Origin of the sequence: Halobaculum sp. D14 (assembly GCF_051195135.1) — an archaeon.
GTDB lineage: Archaea > Halobacteriota > Halobacteria > Halobacteriales > Haloferacaceae > JBNTKA01.
This window is the reverse complement of record NZ_JBNTKA010000003.1, coordinates 129960-149188: the sequence shown is the minus strand read 5'-3', so window position 1 is coordinate 149188 and position 19229 is coordinate 129960. Positions and strand designations below refer to the sequence as shown.

Annotated in this window: 19 protein-coding genes; 10 read left to right on the top strand and 9 right to left on the bottom strand. The window is 69.4% G+C overall.

Annotation, left to right across the window (positions count from 1 at the left end; all coding sequences use genetic code 11):
- Window positions 1-10: 10 nt before the first annotated feature.
- Both ACQUST_RS11645 and ACQUST_RS11640 read right to left on the bottom strand, forming a co-directional pair.
- Entirely contained in the window at window positions 11-1150 is a 1140-nt protein-coding gene (locus ACQUST_RS11645; protein WP_435128554.1) for a hypothetical protein, read from the bottom strand.
- Between the two features lie 75 nt (window positions 1151-1225).
- On the bottom strand, window positions 1226-1384 hold the full coding sequence (locus ACQUST_RS11640) for a DUF7550 family protein (RefSeq protein WP_435128551.1): 159 nt from the start codon (window positions 1382-1384) through the stop codon (window positions 1226-1228).
- Between the two features lie 168 nt (window positions 1385-1552).
- On the opposite strand from ACQUST_RS11640, the gene hisF reads away from it, so the two are divergent.
- Together hisF and ACQUST_RS11630 are read left to right on the top strand one after the other, a co-directional pair.
- Entirely contained in the window at window positions 1553-2368 is an 816-nt protein-coding gene (hisF, locus tag ACQUST_RS11635) for an imidazole glycerol phosphate synthase subunit HisF (RefSeq protein WP_435128548.1), read from the top strand.
- 124 nt (window positions 2369-2492) lie between these two features.
- Complete coding sequence (locus ACQUST_RS11630; protein WP_435128545.1) at window positions 2493-2900, top strand: hypothetical protein; 408 nt, start codon at window positions 2493-2495, stop codon at window positions 2898-2900.
- Window positions 2901-3032: 132 nt separating this feature from the next.
- On the opposite strand, the gene ACQUST_RS11625 is transcribed toward ACQUST_RS11630, so the two are convergent.
- From ACQUST_RS11625 to ACQUST_RS11615, 3 genes are all read right to left on the bottom strand, one after another.
- Entirely contained in the window at window positions 3033-3329 is a 297-nt protein-coding gene (locus ACQUST_RS11625; RefSeq protein ID WP_435128542.1) for a DNA-directed RNA polymerase subunit L, read from the bottom strand.
- A 106-nt stretch (window positions 3330-3435) separates the two neighbouring features.
- Window positions 3436-4470, bottom strand: a complete 1035-nt coding sequence (locus ACQUST_RS11620) for an MBL fold metallo-hydrolase (RefSeq protein ID WP_435128539.1) — start codon at window positions 4468-4470, stop codon at window positions 3436-3438.
- Window positions 4471-4856: 386 nt separating this feature from the next.
- Window positions 4857-5489: a uracil-DNA glycosylase family protein gene (locus tag ACQUST_RS11615; protein WP_435128536.1), complete on the bottom strand. Its 633-nt coding sequence runs from the start codon at window positions 5487-5489 to the stop codon at window positions 4857-4859.
- Window positions 5490-5732: 243 nt separating this feature from the next.
- Here ACQUST_RS11615 and ACQUST_RS11610 point away from each other — a divergent pair, with 243 nt between their 5' ends.
- The gene (locus tag ACQUST_RS11610) at window positions 5733-6248 is read left to right on the top strand and encodes a hypothetical protein (RefSeq protein ID WP_435128533.1); all 516 of its coding nucleotides are present in this window, start codon (window positions 5733-5735) and stop codon (window positions 6246-6248) included.
- A gap of 49 nt (window positions 6249-6297) precedes the next feature.
- Here ACQUST_RS11610 and ACQUST_RS11605 read toward each other — a convergent pair whose 3' ends face one another.
- The gene (locus tag ACQUST_RS11605) at window positions 6298-6771 is read right to left on the bottom strand and encodes a DUF5793 family protein (protein ID WP_435128530.1); all 474 of its coding nucleotides are present in this window, start codon (window positions 6769-6771) and stop codon (window positions 6298-6300) included.
- 125 nt (window positions 6772-6896) lie between these two features.
- Here ACQUST_RS11605 and ACQUST_RS11600 point away from each other — a divergent pair, with 125 nt between their 5' ends.
- The 4 genes from ACQUST_RS11600 (at window position 6897) to ACQUST_RS11585 (ending at window position 10245) form a co-directional block, all read left to right on the top strand.
- Window positions 6897-7430: a DUF7549 family protein gene (locus tag ACQUST_RS11600; RefSeq protein ID WP_435128528.1), complete on the top strand. Its 534-nt coding sequence runs from the start codon at window positions 6897-6899 to the stop codon at window positions 7428-7430.
- Window positions 7431-7498: 68 nt separating this feature from the next.
- The gene (locus ACQUST_RS11595) at window positions 7499-8218 is read left to right on the top strand and encodes a potassium channel family protein (protein ID WP_435128525.1); all 720 of its coding nucleotides are present in this window, start codon (window positions 7499-7501) and stop codon (window positions 8216-8218) included.
- Window positions 8215-9942, top strand: a complete 1728-nt coding sequence (locus tag ACQUST_RS11590) for a TrkH family potassium uptake protein (RefSeq protein WP_435128523.1) — start codon at window positions 8215-8217, stop codon at window positions 9940-9942. Before ACQUST_RS11595 ends, ACQUST_RS11590 begins: the two co-directional genes overlap by 4 nt.
- Window positions 9943-10113: 171 nt before the next feature.
- A complete protein-coding gene (locus ACQUST_RS11585) occupies window positions 10114-10245 on the top strand; it encodes a DUF7503 family protein (RefSeq protein WP_435128520.1) in 132 nt (43 codons plus the stop codon).
- A gap of 1 nt (window position 10246) precedes the next feature.
- Here ACQUST_RS11585 and ACQUST_RS11580 read toward each other — a convergent pair whose 3' ends face one another.
- From ACQUST_RS11580 to trkA, 3 genes are all read right to left on the bottom strand, one after another.
- Window positions 10247-12304: a hypothetical protein gene (locus ACQUST_RS11580; protein ID WP_435128517.1), complete on the bottom strand. Its 2058-nt coding sequence runs from the start codon at window positions 12302-12304 to the stop codon at window positions 10247-10249.
- Window positions 12305-12456: 152 nt separating this feature from the next.
- Complete coding sequence (locus ACQUST_RS11575; RefSeq protein ID WP_435128514.1) at window positions 12457-14094, bottom strand: TrkH family potassium uptake protein; 1638 nt, start codon at window positions 14092-14094, stop codon at window positions 12457-12459.
- 103 nt (window positions 14095-14197) lie between these two features.
- The gene (gene trkA / locus ACQUST_RS11570) at window positions 14198-15535 is read right to left on the bottom strand and encodes a Trk system potassium transporter TrkA (RefSeq protein ID WP_435129346.1); all 1338 of its coding nucleotides are present in this window, start codon (window positions 15533-15535) and stop codon (window positions 14198-14200) included.
- Between the two features lie 172 nt (window positions 15536-15707).
- Between trkA and ACQUST_RS11565 the strand changes: the two genes are divergently transcribed.
- The 3 genes from ACQUST_RS11565 to ACQUST_RS11555 all read left to right on the top strand — a co-directional run bounded on the left by ACQUST_RS11565 (window position 15708) and on the right by ACQUST_RS11555 (window position 19198).
- Window positions 15708-16853, top strand: a complete 1146-nt coding sequence (locus ACQUST_RS11565; RefSeq protein ID WP_435128511.1) for an ABC transporter substrate-binding protein — start codon at window positions 15708-15710, stop codon at window positions 16851-16853.
- 201 nt (window positions 16854-17054) lie between these two features.
- Window positions 17055-18206, top strand: coding sequence for a FecCD family ABC transporter permease (locus tag ACQUST_RS11560; protein ID WP_435128508.1), 1152 nt, complete (start codon window positions 17055-17057; stop codon window positions 18204-18206).
- Entirely contained in the window at window positions 18203-19198 is a 996-nt protein-coding gene (locus ACQUST_RS11555) for an ABC transporter ATP-binding protein (RefSeq protein ID WP_435128505.1), read from the top strand. Before ACQUST_RS11560 ends, ACQUST_RS11555 begins: the two co-directional genes overlap by 4 nt.
- Window positions 19199-19229 lie beyond the last annotated feature (31 nt).

The following is a 19229-nucleotide window of genomic DNA, read 5'->3' as shown; positions in this document are numbered from 1 at the left end:
CGCCGACGCGTCAGTCGAGCACCGAGACGGCCTTCTGCGGTACGTCGACGGTGGTCGTAACGACCGCGCCGTCGTCGGCCGGAATCACGACGCCGAACTCATCGTCGTGGGTCAGTCCGTGCAGCGTCTCCTCGACGGGCAGGTCGAATCGGTGGACCTGCGGGGCCGCGGTGGAGCCGCGCGGCGGCAGCACGAACTGCGCGGCTGTTCCCGCGTCGCCCAGCGCGACCCCGAACACCTGGTCGTGCTTGTACGCGACGACGTCGCGGAGCGTGGCGTCGCCGACGGAGAACCGGCGCCAGCCGTTGGCGTCGCCGGTCAGCACCGTCCCGTTCCCGCCGACGACGGTCGCGCCACCGGGGCGACGCGCCATCCCGCAGTTCTCGTGGCGAAGCACCGGGCCGTGGGAGGCGACGCCGAAGTAGTTCACGTCCGCGTCATCGACGCCGATTCGGCTCCACGACAGGCCGCCCTTCCCCCGGTGGGCGGGGCAGCCGCACGCCTCGAACGCCGCGCCGTTGGTGTCGACGACGTGCATCCCGTGCCGGCAGTACGTGTCGAAGTCGGGTATCGTGGAGCCGCTGCCCGGCGTGAACTGGTTCCAGGTCCACGCGGCCGGCGGCTCGTCTTCGCCGCCGACGCCGACGGTGACGACCCCGGACTCGTCGGCGACGTACACCCGCTTGGTGTCGTCCGCTTCGACCGCCGCGACGTCGGTGACCGAGCTGTCGATTCCGGCGGTCGCGGAGTGGTCGGTGAACGAGCCGTCCTCCGGGTCGTACTCGGCGAGCGCCCCGCCGTCGCCGCCGACCCAGACGTCCTCGTCGAACTGCGTCGTCGCGGCGGCGGTGAGCGTGTGGCTGTTCCCGGTCGGGCCGTCCGCCGTCACCGTCTCCCACCGGTCGGTGTGCCGCAGCACCGTGCCGTCGCTCGCGACGAGGTACGCGTCGCCGTCGCTGCGGGCCGCGTCGGTCAGGGCCGCGTCGGTTGCCGATAGTTCGTGGACCGCGAACAGGCCCTCCTCCGCGTCGGCGTCGTCGCCGCCGTGGCTCGCGGCCGCGGTGCCTACGACGAGTCCGCCGCCCACCGCGCCTGCCGCGGCCGCTCCGACGCCGCGAAGCACCGCGCGTCGCCCGTAGCATCGGCTCATCGGTTCGGGCGTATCTGGACGAGCCGGTCGGAAAAGGCCGGTGGCCGGCGCGTCGACGCCGGCGCCGTCGGCGACTTACAGCAGGAGCAGCGGCAGTCCGAACGCGACGAGCAGCCCGACGAGCGTGACGACGGCGCCGGTGACGGCGTCGCCCGTCGAGATGTCCTGCATCGGCGACGTGACCCGCTCGTAATCGAACTCCTTGAAGTGCTCGTGCTCGTGGTGGTCGGCCATACCCGAGTCGTCGTCGGGCGGCTACTTAATCGCTCGTGGTTTTCGCTCGCGAGACCGCCCCGGTCGGCGCCGAACGGCCGGTGGTCGCAGCCGACGGAGCGGCCGCCGGGGGCGGAAACGCTGTGGCAGCCGAAACCGTGAAGCGCCACAGCGGACTACCGACTCGTAGTGACTCTCACGAAGCGCGTCATCCCCTGCATCGACGTCGACCTCGACGAGAACGGCGACGCGGCGGTCTACACCGGCGTGAACTTCGAGGACCTGGAGTACTCCGGGGACCCGGTCGAGATGGCGAAGAAGTACAACGAGGCCGGCGCCGACGAGTTCGTGTTCCTCGACATCACGGCGACAGCGGAGGGCCGCGAGACGATGCTCGACACGGTGTCCGCGGTCGCCGACGAGTGTTTCATTCCGCTGACAGTCGGCGGCGGCATCCGGACGACCGACGACATCAAAGAGACGCTCCGCGCCGGCGCCGACAAGGTGTCCATCAACTCCGGCGCAATCGCGAACCCGGAACTCATCACCGACGGCGCGGACGCCTTCGGCAGCCAGTGTATCGTCATCTCCGTCGACGCCCGCCGCCGCTTCGACGAGCAGGGCGAACACTACGTGGAGGTCGACGGCGAGTCCTGCTGGTTCGAATGCACCGTCAAGGGCGGTCGGGAAGGCACCGGGCTGGACGTCGTCGAGTGGGTCGCGGAGGCCGAAGCGCGCGGCGCCGGCGAACTGTTCGTGAACAGCATCGACGCCGACGGCACCAAAGACGGCTACGACGTCCCGCTGACCGCCGCGGTGTGCGACACCGTCTCGACGCCGGTCATCGCCTCCTCCGGCTGTGGCGGCCCCGAGGACATGTACGAGGTGTTCACGGAGGCGGACGCCGACGCCGCGCTCGCCGCCAGCATCTTCCACTTCGACGAGTACGGCATCGACGAGGTCAAAGCGTACCTCGACGACCACGGCGTCCCGGTTCGGCGCTGACGCCGCCCCGACGTCATGCGGAGACGGACCGAGCGAGTAGGTGGCCCGGGATACCAAAGGGACTGCTATCATCCATGAATTTTTAAGCGAAGCTTATTTCTCGGGAGTTCGGGTAGGTCCCGATATGTCGTGGGACTACCGTGTCGACGGAAGCGTCGTGGTCTGGGATTTGACGGGGTTTACCGACCCGTCGGCCGACGACTACGACCGACTCCTCGACCGGTACGAAGCCGAACTCGCCCGGAGCGGCGTCACGGGCACGGTAGTCCACATGCACGACCGCGACGAGGTGTCCGGCGTCACCTTCGACTTCCTGCAGGCGTTCGTGTCGGTGACCGAGGCGGTCGGCGTCGACCGGGTGGCGTGCGTCTCCGAAGGCGACGCGAAAGTCGCCGTGTTCGGCGGGATTCACGACGCCGACTTCGACACTCACGTCGGCGAGGACCTCGACGAGGCCGTCGCGTGGGCGCGCGGCAGCATGGGCGCGGCCGCCCCGAGCGAGGAGTCGGCGGAGCGAAGTCAGACGGACTGACCGGCAGCGACGGCAGACGGACCGGCGCTTATCCGAGCGAGAAACCGGTGCAACGACCGACCTTCGAGCCGACGGCTCGTCGGTGGAGAATCGCGGAGGACGGAGCGGTTCGCGGCCCGTGATCGACGGCGGCTATGCGGCTTCGGCGAACGCCGCGTCGATGTCGTCGTACAGCGTCGACATGTTCTCGGAGACGCCCTCGGCGGCGGCGCCGAGCGCGTCGAGCGGGTCGACGCCTGACTCGGTCTTGATCGACAGAATCGGCTCGGTCTGACCGCCCGACTGCTCGGGGTTCATGTCGTACGTCGCGGCGGTGACGCCGTCCGTCTGCAGCAGTTCGCCCTTCAGCACGTTCATGAACGTGTGGTCCTCGCCGGCGACCTCGATGCGGAGTTCATCGTCCGACTTCTCCAGCACGCGCAGTTCCATGTGTTCCGGTTGGCCTGTGACCCGTTTTAGTGTTGTGTTCGACGCCCGAACGGCGAGTCGCGCACGGCTCCGCCTCCGCGGCGCTCCGGCGGCTCAGCCGTCGGGGTCAGTGTTCGACGCTACGGTCCGCATCGTCGTCGGCGTCGACGTCCGGGAACAGCGCGTCCACGTCCGGGTCGTCGACGGCGAGGTCGTAGTCGCTGCCGGTGCGGTCGGCGACGCCGTGCGATTCGAGGTGGTCGAGGTGGGCGTACGCCTCGCCGGGGCCGTGGAGGATGTGGATGGTTTCGAGCGCGCCGAACAGCCGGTCGCTGACCTCCCACGGCGTCGCCGGGCCGTGGCGGTCGAGCACGTCGACGACGCGGCGCGTCCGCTCGCGGTGGTGGTCGAGGATCTCGGCGGCGCGGCCCGCCGGGTCGCCGATGCGGTCGCGGTGGCCCGGCCACGCGACGTCCCAGTCGCGCTCGACGACGGCGAGCAGGCTGTCGACGTAGGTGGACAGCGGCGCGTCGACTCTGACGTCCGCGCCGCCGACGTTCGGCGTGTACTCCGGGAGGATGACGTCGCCGACGAACGCCTCGCCGGCCGCCTCGTCGGCGAACGCGGACAGCCCGGCGGCGTGGCCGGGAAGGTGGACGGCCTCCAGCGTCCGGCCGTTCACGTCGAAGGTGTCGCCGTCGCTGAACGGCTCGACGTCGCACGGGTCGCCGACGAGGTCGTTGTGGCCGGCGAGAAACGAGTCGAGTTCCTGCCGCGGCTCCTCCGGGATGCCCCAGTCGACGAAGCGGTCGCGCTGCCGGCGGCGTTCCTCGCGGAGCGCGGCTTCGCCGCCCGCGATGAGTTCGGCGTCCGCCTCGTGGGCGTGCAGCGTCGCGCCCGATTCGGCCTGGACGAAACTGGCGAGCCCCGCGTGGTCGGCGTGCCAGTGGGTCAGGAACACGCGGTCGACGTCCGAGACGTCGTGGCCGTGCGCCGCGAGCCCGTCGACGAGCTCCGCCCGCACGTCGGGAATCGAGACGCCGAGGTCGACGAGCACCACCTCGTCGCCTGCGGCGGCGCCTCCGCTGCCGTCGTCGCCGTCGAGCAGGTAGACGTTGTTCAGGCCCTCGAAGTCGGTGTTGTGCAGCCGGATGCGGTTCACGTCGCCGTCTGCGGTCCGCGCTGAAATGAAAGGTCAACATCTGGTCGTTGACACGTATGGCGGCGTGCTCGCCGGCCGCCAGTGGGAACGGCGGCGAGCAGCCGCGGACGGCCGATTCCCATGACGAGTCGTTCGGTCGCGGTCTGACATCGGGACACGAACGGTCGGCCGTCACTGGGTACCACGTGGCGAGGGCGGCAAAAAGCTACCTCCGCGCGACAACACTTGCCCGGCCGGAGACGCGGTGAGCGGCCGGGACGCGGCCGTTTCGCGGTTTCGGTTCGAAAGCCGGACCTCGCGTGACGCCGCCGCAACGGCGCCTCCGCCTCCGCCGTCATCCTGCCGTCACCTGGCCGCGGCGTCCACGGTCGACGCGGACGCGTCCATCACCGGACGATGTACGGGTCGTCGCCGGCGACGAACCGGCCGAGGTCGGACTCCTGGCGGTAGTCGGTGGACCGAAGCGTTTCGAGCGCGTCCACGAGCGCGTCCGCGTCTCCGTCTCCCCACTCCGCGGGGTCCCGAATCGGGATGACGAGCCAGCCGGCACCGTGGATTTCGGTGGCGTGTAGCGCCGGCATGTCGACGTCGGTCTTCCACGCCTGCGCCGTGTACGTCTCGAGGACGTGTTCGGTGGCGCGGGCGCCGACCGGGAGGATGACGTGCGCCGCGATGGCGCGGAGTTCCGCGTCGAAGAAGCGCTCCATCTCGGCGTAGTCCGCAGCGGTCGGGTCGCCGTCCTCCGGGACGCACATGTGGAGGTACGACAGGAACGTCCGGTCGACCGCCGGCTCGTCGCCGGTCGCCTCGAGCAGGCCGCCGCGGACCAGTGCGTCCTGCAGCCGCCGAGCCGCGTCGGTCCCGGTGAACGGCACGCCGGTGTCGACGCCGCCGTGAACGCCGGGGTGGTCGCCGACGACGTGGAAGTCGGCGTTGGCGTCGCCGTAGCCCGGAACGAATCGGGCGCAGTCCGGTCGCATCCCGAACGGGTTCGAGACGCGGTCGGTGACGGTCTCCATGCACCTCCGTACGGTCGGTGCCGAAGATGGGCCTTGCGGTCCCGGCCGAACGGCCCGACGACCCGATTCCCGGCTGAAAGCCCCGGTCGTCCCGCTGTCGCCCCGCCGTCGGCCTGCTGTTGGCCCACTGTCGGTCTACGGCCGTCCCGCCGTCGGTCGCGTGGAATCGGCCGCCGAGCGTCCGGCGGTTTACGACGATTTATCCGCCGACCGGGTGTACGGCTGCACTGGTGACACGGCTTCGTGGTCGAGTTTACGTCCCCGCTCATCGTCGGACTGCTCCTCGATATGACCGGCGCGCTGCTGATGGCCGGCCCGGACCTCCCGCTGGTGCAGCGCGGCTTCGACCCGGAACTCATCGAGGAGGGCCGGAACCGGCTCGTGAACGTCGGCCACCTCGGCGCCGACCACCGCGCGTTCGACGCCGTCATGGGCGTCGTCGCTGACGCCTGGGACGGCACCGTCGAGCGGCCGCCGACCGGGCTGGTCGTCGACGACCACCCGGGGCGGCCCCGGCCCACGATGTGCCTGCTGTACACGGAGCGGCCGGAGACGCTCGACCGAGTCAGCATCCGGACGCGGCTCGACGCCGATGACTTCGACTGGGTCGCGCCCGCGCCGGACGTGTACGACTGGCTCGGCGAGTCCGTGACCGACACGCGGCAGCGCTCACAGCGGTTCCGCGGCGTCGGCGCCGTGATACTCGCCGTCGGCTACGCCATCCAGATCGGGCACTACGTGCTTCCGTGGATTCAGTAGCGACGAGAAACAGCGGTTCGGCGGCCGGTCCGCGGCGACCGTTCGGGCACTACAGTTCGACGCCGGATGGGATGAGGCTCTCGCGGCGGAGCAGATTCCCGTCGGCGTCGTACACCAGGAACGTCTCCTTCTCGTAAGCGACGAGCGGTTCGCCGTCCACGTCGATTTCGACGCGGTACCGGCCGTCGTCGCCGGCGGCGCGGCCGTACTCGCGGGCAGCCCGGATGAACGTCAGGACGTCCTCGGCGTCCTCGTTCAGCTCGAGGACGAAGTCGCCGGTGATGCGGTTCGTGACGCCGACGACGCCGGCCGCGTCCGGGTCCGACTCGTGGTTGCCCTGCAGCCGGAACGCGACGTCCGTCTCGCTGGCGTCGAGCAGGTCGTCGCCGCTTCCGGTGAGGCGCTCGCGGAGGAGGTCCTCGGGCCCGTGAAAGTCGATGTAGACGTGGGGTTTCTCCGGCTGGTCGCCCGTGTCAACCCAGTCGATGTGCTCCACAGCCAGCTCGAAGTAGTCGCGCCTCATTCCGTCTACCCGACGTAGGTGTTTCGCCGGTAAGTACGTAACGCCCCGACAGCTGCCGCTGAGAACGACGACTCGGCCCGCGCCGCTCCCACTGTTTTTATCCCGGCCGCCGTCGCCTGTCCGGTATGGTCTGGGTTCGCTCCGAGTACGCGGGGGAGCTCGCGGTGCTCTCGACGTGGTTCGCGGCGCTCATCCCGTGGAACGTCTTCTACGGCACCGTCGCCGGCGGGACCGTCCTGTTCGTCCGGTTCCCGCTGTTCCAGGTCCGGTACGCCTTCGGGGTGCCGCTGGCCGCGGCGACCTCCGTCGTCGACCCGGTGACCGCCTACCAGTTCCAGGCGGGGACGAGCGCGGGAATCGCCTACGCGGCCTGGCTGGTCGGCGCGGCGGTGTACCTCGCCGCGCTCGGTTTCTCGGTGTACTACTACCGCGAGGAGGAGCGCGCCGAGTCGCTGCCGGTCGACCCGGTGTCGATTCTCGGCGCGCTCTTAGCGACCGTCGGCGTCGTGTTCCTCGCTGCGACCGTGCTGCTCAGCGGCGGCGCGTTCGGCGTCGACCTCGGCGTCGGCGGCGGCTTCCCCGGCACGTCCGCACCGGTCGGCGTCCCCTTCTACGTCGCCTTCGGGGTCGTGCTCCTCCGCGCGGACCGCGTCGCCTAACGGTGTCGGTCAGCCGAATCGGGGGACAGAACGGTACCTTTTCGGCGGACGGCGACGAGGCCGGTTCCATGTATATCGTCATCGTTGGCGCGGGGGACATCGGGACGCCGCTCATCGAGATGGCGACCCACGGGGGGAACGAGGTCGTCGTCGTCGAGAAGAACGCCTCGAAGGCGGAGACGGCCGCCAACGAGTTCGACTGCCTCGTCATCAACGACGACGCGACCTCGAAGGAGGTGCTCGAAGACGCCGGCGTCGACCGGGCGGACGCGCTCATCTCGACGACGGACCACGACGCGACCAACATCATGGTGTGTCTGCTCGGCAAGGAACTGGCGGTGCCGGACATCGTCTCCGTCGTCCACAACCCCGAACACATGGGGATCTTCCGCCGGATCGGCGTCAACACGATGGAGAACCCGCAGCGGCTCATCGCCGAGTACCTCTACCGCGGCGTGAAGCGGCCGAGCGTCGTCGACTTCATGCGGGTCGGCGAGGAGGCGGAGGTGTTCGAAATCCGGGTCGGCCAGGAGGCGCCCATCGCCGGGATGACGATGCAGGACGCAACCGAGGAGGGGCTCCTCGCCGAGGACGTCCTCATCGTCGCCGTTGAGCGTGAAGGCGAGGAGAAGCCGATTACGCCCCGCGGCGGGACGAAGGCGCTCCCCGGCGACACGCTGACGGTCTACTCCGGCCGCGGCGCGACGCCGGAGGTGACCGACGTGTTCGGCCACTACGAGGACCACGCCGACGAACCGGCGTCGATCGCGGACACCAGCGAGGAATGAGCCGCCGACGGACGGTCCGCGGCGTCCCGGCCGACCTCGCGACCATCGCCCGGGACGTCGGGTCGCTGCTCGTGATTCAGGCGACGATGATGACCATCACCGTCGGCGTCGCGCTGCTGTTCCGCGAGTGGTACCAGGCGCTGTCGTTCCTCGTCGCCGGCGGCGTCACCGCCGCGGCGGGCTTCGCGGCGCGCCGAGCGTTCACCGAGGCGCCGACGCCGAAACTGAAACACGGCATGGTCATCGCGGCGGCCGGCTGGTTCGCGACGGCGGTGTTCGGTGCGACGCCGTTTCTGCTGTCCGCGTACGCGACGCCGCAGGCCGTGATGGCCGGCTTCGTCCCGGCCGGGGCGTCCTGGGAGCCGGCGACGGTGTACGGCGCGTCGTCGATGTCGTCGCTGGTGTACTTCCGCGACCCGCTGCACGCGCTGTTCGAGTCGATGTCGGGGTGGACCGGCTCCGGGCTGACGATGGCCGTCCACGAGCCGTCGCTGCCGCGGGCGCTGCAGTGGTGGCGGTCGTTCATCCAGTGGGTCGGCGGCGTCGGCGTCATCGTCCTCACGGTATCCATTCTCGCGCGGCCCGGCAGCGGGAGCTACGCGCTCTACCGGTCCGAGGCCCGCGAGGAACGCATCCACCCGAGCGTCGTCTCGACGGTCCGGACGGTTTGGAAGCTGTTTCTGGTGTTCACGGTGCTGTCGATTTCGGTGCTGTTCGCCGCGATCGTCACGAGCGACTACGGCTCGAAGCTCCCGCTGTGGCGCGCGGGCTGGCAGGCGGTGAACCACGCGATGACGGGGCTGTCGACCGGCGGGTTCTCCGTCACCGACAACTCCATCGCGACGTACGACTCGCCGCTCATCGAGGCGGTGCTGCTGCCGGTCATGACGGTCGGCGCCGTCGCGTTCCCGGTTCACTACGCCGTGTTGCACGACCGGGACTGGTCCGAGCTGTACGAGGACGTCCAGACGCGCTGGCTGTTCGTGCTGCTCGTCGTCGGGTCGGTCGTGCTGGTCGGACAGAACGCGCTCGCGATTTCCGGGACCGCCGACGCGTTCTCCGGCGGCTGGCTCAACGTCGGCGTCGCGTTCGAGGCGCTGAACGGCGTCGCCGCGACGCTCGGACTCGGGACGCCGTTCCGGTCGGCGGCGGCCGGTGACGCGGCCAGGGACTCGGTGTTTCAGTTCGTGAGCGCGCTGTCGTGCACCGGGTTTCAGTCGGCGCCCATCGGCTCGTGGAGCGCCGGCGGGAAACTGCTCGTCTCGACCGCGATGGTGGTCGGGGGCGCCGCCGGGTCGACCGTCGGCGGCATCAAGATCATCCGGGCGTACACCATCGGCCGCGGCATCGCCTGGCAGTTCCGCCGCGTGTTCCTCCCGGCGAACGCCGTCGTGAACGCGAAGTTCGGCGGCCGCACCCTGAACCGCGAGGAGATGGACCGCGAGTTCGCCGAGGCGGCCATCGTCTCGCTGCTGTGGGTGGGGCTGCTGGCGACGTCGTCGCTGGTGCTGGTGAACGTCGCGGGGCCGACGTTCAGCTACGCCGACGCGCTGTTCGAGGTGGCGTCGGCGCAGGGCAACGTCGGCCTGTCGACCGGGATTACGGGCCCGTCGATGCCGACGCTGGCCGAGGCGATGTTCCTCCTGAACATGTGGGTGGGACGGCTCGAAATCATCCCGATTCTGGTGTTCGCCCGGTCGCTGCTGTACGGCATGGAACCGTAAGCGGCCGACCGACACACCCCCGTATCAGCCCCGATAATTTGGCCGAACCGCTTTCATAGTCGGCGGTCCTCTCGGACGGTGCGCGGATTTCGCTGGGGTTTCGTCAGAGGCATCACTTGGCAGGAATATTTAGATAGTAATTTTTCATCAGGTCGCGTCTCGAAAAATGTCATGTCCGAGAACCCAGTGACAGCATACCTTGCGCAGCACCCGAAAGCATGCGGTGTCGTCTTCATGACGTGTCTGCTCCTCGCGAGTTCGGGGAGCGCCGCAGCCATGGGGTCAGCATTCGCCGGCCCGTAAGTCAGATTTCGTCGTAGTCGATCTCGTCAGACCAGTAGAGTTCGTAGTCGAGAATTACCGGATTCCTGTCGGCCTGTATCGTGTCTCGCAGCTTGCTCCGGCTAACAGTGAAATGTGGTGACTGAGCGCCGACCAAGTAGTGCACACCGCCATCGGTGAAGAAGTCGACGTATATACTTCCGACACCGTAGTTTCGCGTGGCGTACGCCGAGTAGTCGACCGGGAACTCATCACCGGTGGAGCCGTCGCCAGAGTCGATGTGTAGTATCATCGGAGTCCCGCCTTTCGCCTGACACAGCGTGACGCCGGCGTCGCCGACGACTGAGTAGGCGCCGCCGAAGACGTGGACTTCCTTGGCGACGTCGAGGACGCCGTGGAGGTCGAAGCCGTAGTCGAGCAGGCGGGCCATGGTGCGGCCGGTGTTCGTGGCGGTGGTGTTGCCGACGTCCGTCGTGGTGACCAGGCCGCCGATTGCGCCGGCTTCGACGAGCGCCATCCCCTGCCGGTAGGACGCGCAGGCGTTGAGGAGGAACGCCTTCACGCCGGTGTCGTCGACGGAGTCGAGGTCGAGGTAGCCGTCGTCGCACTTCATCCCCTCGGCGTCGACGTGGCCGACGAAGTGGAAGAAGTCGTGCTCGTCCGCGAGCGTCTCCCGCAGTTCGTCGACGGTGAGGTCGTGGACGATGTCGATGTCGAATTCGAGGTAGTCGCGGAACCCGTAGAGGTTCTCGGTCTCCTCGCGCATCTCCGCCTCGTTGCAGACGACGGTGACGTCGATGACGCTGGACTCCGAGACCGTCTCGTCGAGGCGGCGGCGGTAGGCGCCGACGGTCGGCTTGGAGGCGCCGACCGGGTAGCCGTCGCCGACCCAGATGTGGCCGACGGTGTCGGCCGGCGGCGGGGTCACGACGCGTTCGCCCGCCGGCGACGACTCCCCGGGAACGACCGCGGTTCCGTCACCGAGTCCGGCGGCCGCGTCGTCGGCACCGTCGTCGGCTTCGGACGCGACTGTCGCGTCGCGTATCGCCGCCATGTCGTTGACGAGGAACGGGAGGAGTTCGGCGCTCTCGACCGCCGGCTTCACGTCCGCCGTGAGGTGCCAGTCGAGGACGTCCGAAAGCGGCTCCACCGGAATCCGGAGGTACTCCGCGACCCGTTCGTCGAGCGGGAGCCCGTACAGCCGCGCGGGGTCGACGTCGACGCGTTCTTCCACCACGCGGCGTTCGTGGAGGTCGACGTCGTAGAACCCCTCCGTGCGGACCACGCAGTCGAGGAGGAACACGTGTTCGAGCAGCCGCTGCGCCTCGGTCGCGAGGCGGCCGTCGGACAGCGAGTACGTCTCCCCCGCGGCACGGACCGCCGGGTCGTCTCCGGGGACGACCTCGGCGCCGAGGTAATACGCGAGCGTCGCCACGGCGTACACGTCGCCCCAGGTCTCGGGGACCGTGATTCGGACGCCGGTGTCCGGCGGCTCGGCGAACTCGGGGACGTCGACGTCGCCCTCGACGTCGCCGCCGAACTCGACGAGCGGCGGGTGGCCGCGCAGCGTCGGGAACGACCGCTCCGGCGAGGTCGTCGCGAGCGCGGAGCCGAACGTCGACACGGCGCGCATCATGCCGCGCGGCGTCTCCGGGACCGTGACGGAGCCGGCGGGGTGGCCGTGGAACGACCGCGCACCGATTCGGACGGTCACCGCTCCGTCGAAGGCGATTCGGGTCCGCTCCCCGTCGTCTTCGACGCGGAACGGCCCCGGGAGCCTGATCGACAGCTTCATCGGCGCCGACGACACCTCGATTTCGAAGGTCCCGTCCGAGACCGACGCGGTGCCGCCGGGCGAGCAGGTGTCGAGCAGCGACCCGTCTCGCCGGACGTACAGCGTCACGAGTTGGTTGAACGCGAGCGTGTCCGTCTCGACGCGCACGGCGCTGTCGACCGGAAACGTGAACTGGTCGGTGTCGGTCGGCTCGGAGGCCGCACCGCCGACGTCGACCCTGAACAGGACTTCCTCGATTCGGTCGCGAACGACGACGTCGTCGCCGTCCCGGTCGAAGGATATCACGGTCGGCGCGTCTCCCGCGTCGTCGGCAGCGTCATCGTCATCGTCACCAGCGTTGTCAGGGATCCGTCAGGAACCTCGACGCCGCAGCGTCTCTCCATCTAATCTATCCTTTCGGAGGCCGGACTAAAACGTTACGCGGAGCGAGCCGACGGTCAGCGACGCCAGTACTCCGGGGTGAGACACACCAGGACGGGCAGGATTTCGAGCCGCCCGAACCACATCAAAAGGACCATGAACAGTTTCGAGACGTTCGAAAACGAGAGGTAGCTCCCCATCGGCCCGACGACGCCGAAGCCGGGGCCGACGTTGCCGAGCGTCGACGCGGCGGCGCTCATCGCCTCCAGCGTCGACAGGTGGATCCCGACTCTGACCGCGTCGAGGAACAGCACCAGGCCGCCGGCGAAGAACAGGACGATGTAGAGGACGGTGAACGCGTAGATGCCGCGGACGGCGCGTTCGTCGAGCGCGCGGCCGTTCAGCCTGACCGGCCGGACCGCGTTCGGGTGAGCGGTCGTGAACAGCTCCCGGCGGATGGACTTGAGGATGACGTACCACCGGACCATCTTGATTGCGCCGCCCGTCGACCCGGCGGAGCCGCCGACGAACATCGCGACCAGCAGGACGTACTGCGCCGGCTGGCTCCAGGCGTTGAAGTCCATGCTGGCGTAGCCGGTGGTCGTGACGATTGAGACCACTTGGAACGCGGCGTGCCGCACCGCCGGTTCGACGTGACCGACAAGCATCCCGGTCCACCGTGCGAGGTACTGCGCGTCGTACGTTCCGTCCGCCGGCGCGGCGTCGACGAGGCCGCCGCCGGTGAACAGCAGCACGGCGACCAGCGCGGTCAGGACGGCCATGACGCCGCCGTAAAACCGGAACTCCTCGTCTTCGAACAGCCGCCGCGGATCGCCGGTGAGCGCGTGCCAGAACAGCGCGAAGTTCGTCCCGGCGACGACCATGAACGGGATGATGACCCACTGCACCGCCGCGGAGAACGCCTCGATGCTCCGCGCCTCGGGCGAGAACCCGCCGGTCGGCATCGTGGTCAGCGCGTGGGCCACGGCGCTGTACAGCGCCGCAGCGTGGTCCGTTCCGGCGGCGACCCCGTCGAGCGCCGGCGCGAGCCCGCCGAGGTGCAGCCCGAACAGCAGCGTCATCTCCAGGACCGTGAATCCGACGTACGCTCCCCACAGCACCCGGGCGGTCTCGGCGATGCGCGGCGTCAGCTTCTCGATGCCGGGCCCCGGTGCCTCGGCGTCCATGAGCTGTGCGCCGCCGACCGACAGTTCCGGGAGGATGGCGACCGCGAGCACGACGATACCCATTCCGCCGAGCCACTGGGTGAGCTGGCGCCACAGCAGGACGCCGTGGGTGTGGCCGTCGAACGAGATGTCGCCGAGCACCGTCGCGCCGGTCGTCGTGAACCCGGACATGGACTCGAACAGCGCGTTCGCCGGGTTCGCGAGCGTCGAGGCGGGACGGGCCGCGGCGGTGACGCCCGGGACGCCGTGCGCCTCGACGAGGTACGGGACCGCGCCGACGCAGGCGACCGCGAACCACGTCACGGACACCATCAGGAAGCCTTCGCGCGCGCCGAGGTCCGGGTCGGGGTCGAGGCGTTCGAGCGCCGAGCCGACGCCCACGGTGACGGCCGCGGTGACGACGAACGGCGCGACCGGTTCGCCGTAGTACAGCGACACGAGCAACGGCGCGGCGAGCGGGACCGCGAGGTAGCGGAGCACGCTGCCGACCAGACTCAGGCTCGCCCGGTAGTCGACGCGAATCTTCACTGGCGGGGGTGGCGGGCGCCCGCGGTTTGAAACTGCCGCTCCGGCGTCGCGGCCGCCCGGGTCGGCCGTCGAAGACGGGGGGTCGTCGCCGGGCCGTGGGCGGTCATAGCTTCGCCGTGACCCTATCGGCGACGCCGCTCTCGAAGAAGACGACGACGTGGTCGCCGGGTTCGATGACGGTGTCGCCGCGCGGCACCACCAGTTCTCCGTCGCGGGTGATGGCGCCGATGACGAGACAGTCCGGGAAGTCCTGTATCGACTCCGAGATGGGGCGGTGAGCGAGCGCGCTCTCCTCGTCGACCTCCACCTCCATCACTTCGGCGCGGTCGGACTCGATGATGGCGACGTTCTCGGCGCCGCCCTCGCGGGTGAACCGCGTGATTTCCTCGGCGACGACGGCGCGCGGGCTGACGCCGATGTCGACGCCGACCGTCTCGAACAGCCCGACGTAGGCGGTCTGGTCGACGACGGCGACGGTCCGTTCGACGCCGAGTCGCTTCCCGAGCAGACACGACAGCAGGTTCTTCTCGTCGGAGTCGAGCGTGCTGACGAGCACGTCGGCCTCCCCGACGTGTTCGCGTTCGAGAAAGCCGACGTCGGTCGCGTCAGACTCCAGGACGACGGTCCGCGGGAGTTCTTCGGCGAGCGCGCGGGCGCGTTCGGGGTCGTTTTCGATGAGGCGCGGCGAGAAGCCGCGTTCGCCGAGCAGTCGCGCGATGTGGTAGCCGACCTCGGAGCCGCCGACGATGACGACGTCCTCGTCTTTCCCGATGCTCTCCGCGGGGGCGACGTCGGCGGCGAACGCCCGGACGCTCTCGGGGCTGCCGATGACGACGACGCGGTCGCCGACCTCGATGCGGGTCTCCCCGCGCGGGATGACGACTTCGTCGTCGCTGAGGAGGGCGGCGAACGTCAGCGACTCGAACCGGTCGGCCTCCCGGACCGTCTGGTCGGCTATCGGGCTGTCCGCGACCACTTCGAACTCCGCCATCTGGACGGTGCCTTCGGCGAACGGGTCGACGTCGCGGGCGGCGGGAAGCCCGATGACGCGGACGATGGACTCGGCGGCGAGCAGGTTCGTACACACCATGAAGTCGATGCCGAAGGCGGTGCCGGACCGCTCCCACGTGTGGAGGTACTCCGTGTTCTTGATGCGCGCGATGGTGAACGCGTCGCTGGTCGCTTTGACCGTCGAGCAGGCGACGATGTTGGTCTCGTCGTCGTCGGTGGAGGCGACGACCATGTCGGCGTTCTCGACGCCCGCCTCCTCCAGCGTCGACACCGACGTTCCGTCGCCGTTGACGGTCAGCACGTCGAGCCGGTAGGTGAGTTCGTCACAGACCTCGGGGTCCTGTTCGACCACGACGACGTCGTGGGCGTCCGCGAGGTCCGCGGCGATCGATTCACCCACCTGTCCGGCGCCGATGATGATGACGCGCATCGAGCCCGTCCCGCCACTCATTACACCGGTAGATTGGCCCGCGGCGTATCAGCGTTCCGAACTCCAGTACCGTCGCTGCGAGCGTCGCCTTCCTGTCCGCGCGCGAACCACCTCTGATTAGGCCGGCCGAAAAACCGACGGGCTTATCACCCTTTAGGGATGCCAAAACCATATGCGACGACGAGACTTCATCGGCATCGGCGCCGGTGCACTGACCGCCGGCCTCGCCGGCTGCACAGACTCCGCGGGCCAGAACAGCTCCCCGACGGCCGAGGACACGCCGACGGACTCGGCGGACGACACGCCGACGGCGACGCCCGAGGACACGAGCTACTCCGTCTCCATCGAGCCGATGGGCGAAGTGACGTTCGAGGACGTCCCGCAGACGTGGGCCGCCAACAACGGCAGCTGGGCGGACATGGGAGTCGCGCTCGGGCTCGACGCGCCGAAGGGCGTCTGGCTGCCGAGCCGCTACCACACGCAGTACTACGACGAGATCCCGGGCGTCAGCGTCGACGCCGGCAGCATCAAGAAGCTGTGGGGGAGCGGCGGCGTCAGCAAGGAGTCGTTCTTCGCGATGGACGCCGACGTCCACGTCATGGATCCGAACTTCCTGCTGAACCGCGGCAGCTGGGAGCAGAGCGACGTCGACCAGATCGAATCCGAGGTCGGACCGTTCTTCGGAAACAGCATCTTCTCGCGGAGCTACGGCTGGCACGAGGACTACCGCTACTACACCCTGTATCAGGCGTTCGAGAAGCTCGCGCAGGTGTTCCAGCGCACCGACCGCTTCGAGGCGTTCGAACAGCTTCACGCGGATTTCCAGGCGAAGCTCGCGCCCGTCGTCCCGCCGCGGTCCGAGCGGCCCGCCGCCGCGGTGTTCTGGGGGAGCGGCGACAAGCCCGAGAAGTTCTACCCGTACGTGATGAGCGGCGGCACGAGCTTCAAGCAGTGGCGCGACCTGAAGGTGAAAGACGCGCTCGCCAACAGCGACGTGAAGGACTTCCACGCGAGCCGCGGCGCCATCGACTTCGAGACGATGCTGGAGATCGACCCGGAGGTCATCCTGATGCGCGGCCAGGAGGCGAAGACCGCCGAGGAGTTCCAGAACACCGTCGTCGCGTTCATGAAGCAACACGACGTGGCGAGCAAACTGACCGCGGTGCAGAACGGCGACGTCTACCGCGGCGGCCCGCTCTACCAGGGCCCGATTTCGAACCTCGTGCTCACGGAGCGCGCGGCGAGCCAAGTGTACGGCGTCGACGAGCAGCTGTTCGACCGCCAGCGCGTCGCCGACATCGTCGCCGGCGAGGTCTGAGTTCGGACGCACGACGACAGCCGCTCCGGACCGCCGACGCACCGCTGCGCACACGGCCCCTCCCGTCCGCCGCTTTTTCTGCCCGTCGACGCGACTCACCACCACCGGGTCCGCCCAGCCACCCCCGGCCGTACCGAAGGCCTTTTGACTGATTAGGGGTGCCTAAATCACATGGACTGTCGGTACGTGGGTGAGCAGTAGATGGCCGGCGGAAACCGCTCGTTGCGGGCCGGGGACCTCCGCGAGTGGCTGAGTTGGTTCGACGCGTCGCTGGTCTCGCTCGTCGTCGGGGCCACCGCCATCACGGTGCTCGCCGGGCTGGTGCAGGTGAGCTTCGGGGCGTTCACGATGAGCCTCGGGACCGTGTGGGCGTCGGTGTTCGACCCGGTGGTCTGGACGAACCCGCAGGTGCTGTTACGGCTGTTCCTCGGGGACGGCTTCGGCACCGACGTCGCGCGGTTCCTCGGGCTCTCGACCGCCGAAGTGGAGATGTCGAAGGAGACGCTCATCGTCTGGCAGATTCGGATGCCGCGCGTCATCGTCGCGATGTTCGTCGGCGCGAACCTCTCGGTCTCCGGCGCCATCTTCCAGGCGGTGACGCGGAACGAACTCGCGTCCCCGTACATCCTCGGCGTCTCCTCCGGCGCCGGCCTCGCGATTCTGTTGACGCTCGTCGTGTTCAGCGGCCTCGCGTCGCTGCTTCCGGTGGTCGCCGCGCTCGGCGGCGCCGCCGCGTTCCTGCTGGTGTACGCCATCGCGTGGAAGGGCGGAACCAACCCGGTGCGGCTCGTCCTCGCCGGCGTCATCGTCTCGACGGTGTTCCAGTCGCTCCAGACGGGGCTGTTCTTCTTCGCCGACGACCTCGGCGTCGTCCAGACGGCCATCGCGTGGACGACCGGGTCGCTCACCGGCGTGGACTGGGAGCAGGTCCGGATGATTCTGCCGTGGACCGTCATCTCGATGGCGGCCGCGCTCGTCGGCGCGCGCCAGCTCAACGTCCTGCTACTCGGCGAGCGGACCGCGCGGTCGCTCGGCATGCGGGTCGAGCGGGCGCGGTTCATGCTGTCCGGCGTCGCCATCCTCGCGGCGGCCGCCGCCATCGCCGCCGCCGGCATCGTCGGCTTCATCGGGCTCATCGTCCCGCACATGGTGCGCCAGCTCGTCGGCAGCGACTACAAGCGGCTCGTCGTGGGCTGCCTGTTCGCCGGGCCGGCGCTGTTGACGGTGGCGGACGTGGGCGCGCGGCTGGCGCTCAGCCCGGCGCAGCTCCCGGTCGGCATCGTGACCGGGCTGGTCGGCGGCCCGTACTTCCTGTACCTGATGCGGAAAACGGACGCACTCGGTGACCTATGAGCACGTACGAAGACACCTCCGGTGACTCGGAGACGGACGGAACGAACCGCGACGAACGAACCGCGACGGACGGCCAGTCCGCGGAGGCGACGTCTGCGGCGAGCGCCGCGGCGTCGGCAGCCGACGCGGACGCGGGGAACGTCGACGTCGTCGACGCCGAACTCGCGGAGTCGACGGGGCCGGAGCTGTTCGTCGAGGACATCTCGCTGTCGTACGGCGACGACGACCCGGTCGTCGACGCCGAGACGGTCGTCGTCCCGGAGGGCGAAGTGACGGCGCTGGTCGGCCCGAACGGCTCCGGAAAGTCGACGCTGCTGCGCGCGATGTCCGCGGAGATGAAGCCGGACCGAGGCTCGGTGCTGCTCGACGGCGACGACGTTCAGTCGTTCGATACGAAGGCGCTGGCGAAGGAGCTCGGGATGCTCTCACAGGAGAACACGGCGCCGTCGTCGACGACGGTCCGCGACCTCGCGATGCACGGCCGGTACCCGCACCGCGGCTTCTTCGAGCGCACCTCCGAGGAGGACGAGCGCGCGGTGGAGCGCGCAATCGAGCGGGTCGGCGTCACGCACCTCGCGGACCGGCCGGTCGGCGACCTCTCCGGCGGCCAGAAGCAGCTCGCGTGGCTCGCGATGGTGCTCGCACAGGAGACGGACGTGCTGCTGCTGGACGAGCCGACGACGTACCTCGACTTGCACCACCAGCTCCGCGTCCTCGACGCCGTCAGGGAGCTGAACGAGGCCCGCGGCGTCACCGTCGCCGTCGTGCTCCACGACATCGGGCAGGCGGCGCGGTTCGCCGACAACCTCGTCGCGCTCCGCGACGGCGAGCCGTACGACTGGGGGCCGCCGGACGAGGTCGTCACCGACGACCTGCTGCGGGACGTCTTCGGCGTCGAGGCGGACGTCGGCTTCGGCCCGGACGGCCCGACCGTCACGCCGCGCCGCGCCCTCGACGAAGCCGACGGCGACGCCCGCGGCGACGACGACTGAGAGGGAGCCGCCGGCATCGCGTGAACGGACG

What these genes read in the sequence shown, in the direction of transcription:
- ACQUST_RS11590 (WP_435128523.1), top strand. Translation starts at nt 8,215, where the DNA reads ATGAGCCGCCGACGGACGGTCCGCGGCGTCCCGGCCGACCTCGCGACC.
- ACQUST_RS11560 (WP_435128508.1), top strand. Translation starts at nt 17,055, where the DNA reads ATGGCCGGCGGAAACCGCTCGTTGCGGGCCGGGGACCTCCGCGAGTGG.
- ACQUST_RS11605 (WP_435128530.1), bottom strand. Translation starts at nt 6,771, where the DNA reads ATGAGGCGCGACTACTTCGAGCTGGCTGTGGAGCACATCGACTGGGTT.
- ACQUST_RS11555 (WP_435128505.1), top strand. Translation starts at nt 18,203, where the DNA reads ATGAGCACGTACGAAGACACCTCCGGTGACTCGGAGACGGACGGAACG.
- ACQUST_RS11600 (WP_435128528.1), top strand. Translation starts at nt 6,897, where the DNA reads ATGGTCTGGGTTCGCTCCGAGTACGCGGGGGAGCTCGCGGTGCTCTCG.
- ACQUST_RS11615 (WP_435128536.1), bottom strand. Translation starts at nt 5,489, where the DNA reads ATGGAGACCGTCACCGACCGCGTCTCGAACCCGTTCGGGATGCGACCG.
- ACQUST_RS11640 (WP_435128551.1), bottom strand. Translation starts at nt 1,384, where the DNA reads ATGGCCGACCACCACGAGCACGAGCACTTCAAGGAGTTCGATTACGAG.
- ACQUST_RS11625 (WP_435128542.1), bottom strand. Translation starts at nt 3,329, where the DNA reads ATGGAACTGCGCGTGCTGGAGAAGTCGGACGATGAACTCCGCATCGAG.
- trkA (WP_435129346.1), bottom strand. Translation starts at nt 15,535, where the DNA reads ATGCGCGTCATCATCATCGGCGCCGGACAGGTGGGTGAATCGATCGCC.
- ACQUST_RS11595 (WP_435128525.1), top strand. Translation starts at nt 7,499, where the DNA reads ATGTATATCGTCATCGTTGGCGCGGGGGACATCGGGACGCCGCTCATC.
- ACQUST_RS11645 (WP_435128554.1), bottom strand. Translation starts at nt 1,150, where the DNA reads ATGAGCCGATGCTACGGGCGACGCGCGGTGCTTCGCGGCGTCGGAGCG.
- ACQUST_RS11565 (WP_435128511.1), top strand. Translation starts at nt 15,708, where the DNA reads ATGCGACGACGAGACTTCATCGGCATCGGCGCCGGTGCACTGACCGCC.
- ACQUST_RS11630 (WP_435128545.1), top strand. Translation starts at nt 2,493, where the DNA reads ATGTCGTGGGACTACCGTGTCGACGGAAGCGTCGTGGTCTGGGATTTG.
- ACQUST_RS11585 (WP_435128520.1), top strand. Translation starts at nt 10,114, where the DNA reads ATGTCCGAGAACCCAGTGACAGCATACCTTGCGCAGCACCCGAAAGCA.